General features: G+C 42.5%; 6 protein-coding genes. 3 read left to right on the forward strand and 3 right to left on the reverse strand.

The window, feature by feature from the left end:
* A partial coding sequence (locus tag K8S13_RS22335) for a putative PEP-binding protein (RefSeq protein ID WP_367172823.1) occupies nucleotides 1–471 on the forward strand: 471 nt, incomplete at its 5' end.
* Between the two features lie 45 nt (nucleotides 472–516).
* On the opposite strand, the gene K8S13_RS22340 is transcribed toward K8S13_RS22335, so the two are convergent.
* From K8S13_RS22340 to K8S13_RS22350, 3 genes are all read right to left on the reverse strand, one after another.
* Nucleotides 517–1,767, reverse strand: coding sequence for an IMP cyclohydrolase (locus K8S13_RS22340; protein ID WP_291465936.1), 1,251 nt, complete (start codon nucleotides 1,765–1,767; stop codon nucleotides 517–519).
* A gap of 29 nt (nucleotides 1,768–1,796) precedes the next feature.
* Nucleotides 1,797–2,480: a hypothetical protein gene (locus K8S13_RS22345; RefSeq protein ID WP_291465937.1), complete on the reverse strand. Its 684-nt coding sequence runs from the start codon at nucleotides 2,478–2,480 to the stop codon at nucleotides 1,797–1,799.
* A gap of 89 nt (nucleotides 2,481–2,569) precedes the next feature.
* Nucleotides 2,570–3,259 (reverse strand): YkgJ family cysteine cluster protein, encoded by a 690-nt coding sequence (locus tag K8S13_RS22350; RefSeq protein ID WP_291465938.1) that lies wholly within the window; start codon nucleotides 3,257–3,259, stop codon nucleotides 2,570–2,572.
* A 280-nt stretch (nucleotides 3,260–3,539) separates the two neighbouring features.
* Here K8S13_RS22350 and K8S13_RS22355 point away from each other — a divergent pair, with 280 nt between their 5' ends.
* A complete protein-coding gene (locus tag K8S13_RS22355; protein WP_291465939.1) occupies nucleotides 3,540–4,007 on the forward strand; it encodes an Lrp/AsnC family transcriptional regulator in 468 nt (155 codons plus the stop codon).
* Nucleotides 4,008–4,042: 35 nt separating this feature from the next.
* The coding region (locus K8S13_RS22360) for a 3-methyl-2-oxobutanoate hydroxymethyltransferase (RefSeq protein WP_291465940.1) at nucleotides 4,043–4,527 on the forward strand (485 nt) is incomplete at its 3' end.

Consider the following 4,527-nt stretch of genomic DNA (forward strand, 5'->3'; position numbering starts at 1 on the left):
GCAAAAAAGATCATGGAAAAAGAGAGTATTAAGGTCGATTACAGTTTTGGAACAATGATTGAACTGCCCCGTGCAGCCCTGACAGCAGACCAAATAGTAGAATATGCATCATTTGTATCTTTTGGAACAAATGACCTGACACAAACAACTTTTGGCATTTCAAGGGATGATGCAGAGACGGGATTTCTTATTGAGTATATGGAATCCGGGATTCTTCCTGAAAATCCATTTGAGATTATTGACCAGGACGGAGTTGGCCAGCTTCTTAAAATGGCAGTGGAAAAAGGCAGATCTGTTAAACCTGACCTAGAATTCGGGATCTGCGGTGAACATGGTGGAGACCCTCAGTCGATCCAACTGTGCCATGACCTGAAGCTTACATATGTGTCCTGCTCACCTTTCAGGGTGCCCATTGCCAGGCTGGCGGCTGCCCATGCAGCCATCAGAGCATCAGGTATAATAGAGGCATAAAAAAAGCCGGATGGCCTTGTTTGAATATCTGTTTGATAAAAAAATTTAATGTTTAAAACTTCTCTGGCCCGTATAAACCATTGTTGCATTGTTTTCATTACATGCTTCAATACTTTGGTAGTCATTCATGGAACCACCCGGCTGTACCACGGCTTTCACTCCCTGCTGCAATCCCACATCAATACCGTCCCTAAAGGGAAAAAACGCATCAGATACCATAGTGGACCCGATAAGACCGCCTTTAACTTTTTTTACATCATTTTCAATTTGGGCTCTCTTGTCAGCATCCGTCAAATCGGCAAAAGAGATCTCATATTTTTCAAAGCAGTATCTGTCGGCAAGTTTCCGGTATGCCTTATCCACGGCAATTTCCGCAACCCCTACCCTGTCCTGTTCACCGGTTCCAATCCCCACGGTGACATTGTCTTTCACATAAATCACTGAATTGGATGTAATGCCCGATTCAACCAGCCATCCAAACAGCATGTCCTGTAATTCCTCTTTAGTTGGCTCACGATTAACCTTGTAATCATTTCCCTTATACTCGGTGGATGCCAGAACCAAATCCTTTTCAGACTGGGCCTGGGGAACAAAAGACCATTGGGCAACCATACCACCGTCCATCAGGCTTTTAAAATCAATCACCCTCTCACCGATAAAGCTTTGAAGCTTATCAATATTATTAATCCGAATCACCCGTAAGTTTTTCCTGGCACCCAGGATATCAATGACCCCTTCCTCGAATTCCGGTGCCACCACAACTTCTGCATACTGGTTGGCAATGGCCTGGGCAGTGGCAGTATCCACAGCTTTATTCAGGGCAATACAGCCGCCAAAGGCTGCCACGCGATCTGCCATATAGGCGTTGTGATAGGCTTGTTCAAGACTTTGTGCCCGCGCCGCCCCACAAGGATTATTATGTTTAACAATTACAGCACAGGGGGTATCGGTAAAATATCTTAAAATGTTCAATGCGTTATCTGCATCTGTAAGATTGGTTTTCCCCGGATGTTTGCCCGATTGCAGCAATTCAATATCAGAAACAAGATATTTGCCCGGAGTAATGGTTTGAGCATCACCCAGTGCAAGGTTGCCGTTGACAAGCCTGTAAAGTGCTGCTTCCTGGCCGGGATTTTCACCATATCTTAATCCCTTGTTCACTCCGTCAATCACCCATGACACCTTTTCATAAAAAAGAGTCTGCCTGTTATCTCCATCAATAAAAGAGACTTCCATCTGCGGGGTAAAATGATCATCCATAATTGTTTTATACATTGCTTTGAGATCTTTGGGCATGGCATATTCTCCTGATTTATTATTCTGGCTTATGCTTCTGGTTTATAGCATGATTTAACTTTATTTATTGATTTTGCAGCAAGATAACTGGCAATGGTCCTGTCATAGACTGCGGTGTGCTCAAAGGCTTTTCTGGCAAGCCTAAATCTGTCCTCAAGGGATAAAAATCCATTATTGGCCTTAAGTTTTTCCAGTATGGAAGGATAGGTTAAAGGATCAACCACCGAGGCTACCCGGATAAAGTTTTTTGCAGATGCCCGGATCATAGTGGGACCGCCAATATCAATATTCCCCCTGGCATCTTCCAAGCTTACCCCCTCTTTGGCAATGGTGTCACTAAAGGGATAAAGGTTCACCACCACCATATCAATTGCACGGGCACTAGTCCTTTTTAAATCCTCCTGGTGGGCATCATTATAGGTTTCAGTCAAGAGACCTAAGTAAATTTTAAAATCAAGGGTTTTGACAAGCCCTCCCTGGGTTTCCGGCTGGCCCGTATAGTCTGACACCTGTTTTAAGCAAGAATTAGCTTTTTCCCCTAGAATTTCTTTTATTTTACCATATGTTCCACCCGTGGATAAAATCAAAATGTTCGGATTCAACTCCACCAGGCCCGGAATAAAAGACTCCAGGCCTGATTTATCAGACACACTCACCAGAATGGTTTTAATTTTCACCTGGTCATCAATTTTTTCGACTATATTCTTACCCATGATCTTTCCTTATTTTTATTGTGAACGAATAATATTTTTCTTTTTATGATCCGGATTAATAATATAATTAGCGTCTTAAAGTCAAGTTCCTATAATAGGTCCGACAGTTTCATCAATAATGGCCTGAGCTTTTCCCGGTGCTCGGGCGGGATCATCAGCACGGCTATTTTTTCATTGAAAAGGAACCTGCCATCATTTGTTATTTTGGAGGGATCTGAAAAACTTTGTATGGTGTTATCCGATAAAAACAAAGTCAGCATATCTGATAAATTTCCAAAAAACCCTTTTTGATCCAAGTGCTCAATATATTGTAGAAACAGGTTGTTGATGGTCAACACAATGGGTGGAATCCGGGCATACCCCTTTTCCCTGCAATGGACCTGGGACATTAATGCTCTGCATCCAAAGGGCCGAACATCATAGATACTGCACATGTCATCCACGAGCAAAGGGCATTTCCCCCAAGACGGATCATTCTCCTCTTCAGGGATGTCTTTGTCTTCCACACACATTCTTGCAAACATGTTTGCAGTCATCTTTGGAATATATCTTTTTTGTGGAAAATTTTGTTTTATCCTGGTTTTCAGATCCTTTTTTTCCTCCTGGGTTAAATCGGCAATCAAAAAGCCTGCCTCGAGGCTTGTCAGGGTCACATTACAGGTACAGCAGGATGAACATTTTTGCTGGCACTTAACCTCAATATGTTCAACAGCCTTATCATAAAGCGCCACCATCCTTTTTAGCAGATCAATTTGAGATTCAACCCATTGTTTTTTCATTTAAACCCCTTTGTTTTTCTATCTAATCGGGTTATTTTTAAATCAGTTTTCATCTAATACTGCACTTATCCTAATTTACTTGAGCAGTAAATATCCAATCTTGGGTTGAAGACGAAAATTAATTAATTGTTCATCGAATAAAATTCGGAAATTTTTGACTAATTTCAAGAATTAGTTTATTTTTCTGCTTGACATTACAATTTTATTCGGTATAAATAATAAACTATCGAATTTGATTGTATATTTTTAATCAAATAACGAATTTGATTTTGGAGACCCCATGGACAGCATTGACAGGCACACCTTAAAAGCATTGCAACAGGACGGGCGAAAAAAAAACAGTGAGCTTGCCAAAGAGGTGGGACTTGCACCCTCCACCATGTTGGACCGGGTCAAAAAACTTGAAGACAGGGGAATTGTTAAAGGATACCGGGCGGTGATGGACCCTGAAAAGCTGGGACTGAAAGCCCAGGGGTTTGCCTGTATTTCTCTTAACCGGCACCAGGTAAAGGATATTGAGTTGCTGGAAAATGAAATCAAAAAAATTTCCTGTGTCCGTGCCTGCTACCATATTACCGGCCGGTTTGATTACCTTTTACATGTTGTTGCCCCGGATATCAGTGACCTTGGTAAATTGGTCAAGGAAAAGCTGGCCACCATTCCGGGCATTGGAAAAATTGAAACCTTTATTGTTTACGTAGAAGTAAAACCTGACCAGGGCTGGCCGATTGATGCAGTTCAACTATAACAAAGACCCGCGAATAATACAAAAAGGAGAATAAAATGGCTAAAAAAAAAGCAATCCATGATTTTTACAAAATGAAGAAAAATGGTGAAAAAGTCACATGGCTGACATCCTATGATTTTCCAACTGCCCAGTTTGCAGAAGCGGCAGGACTTGACATGATTCTTGTAGGTGATTCTCTGGGCATGTGTGTATATGGCTATAAAGGCACGGTACCCGTCACAATGGACCAGTGTATTGTTCACAGTGATGCTGTCCGCCGGGGTGCGCCCAATACTTTTATTATTGGCGACATGCCTTTTATGAGTTACCAGACCTCTGATGTGGATGCGGTATATAATGCCGGCCGTTTCCTCAAGGAAGCAGACGTAGATGCCATCAAGCTTGAAGGCGGCACCCGGGTGGCTTCAAGAATCAAGGCCATTGTGGAAGCAGGAATTGTTGTCATCGGCCATATTGGTCTCACACCCCAGAGTTCCGGAGCGCTGGGCGGCCATAAAGCCCAGGGCAGGACAGCCAAAGA

Source organism: Desulfobacula sp. (genome assembly GCF_021107415.1).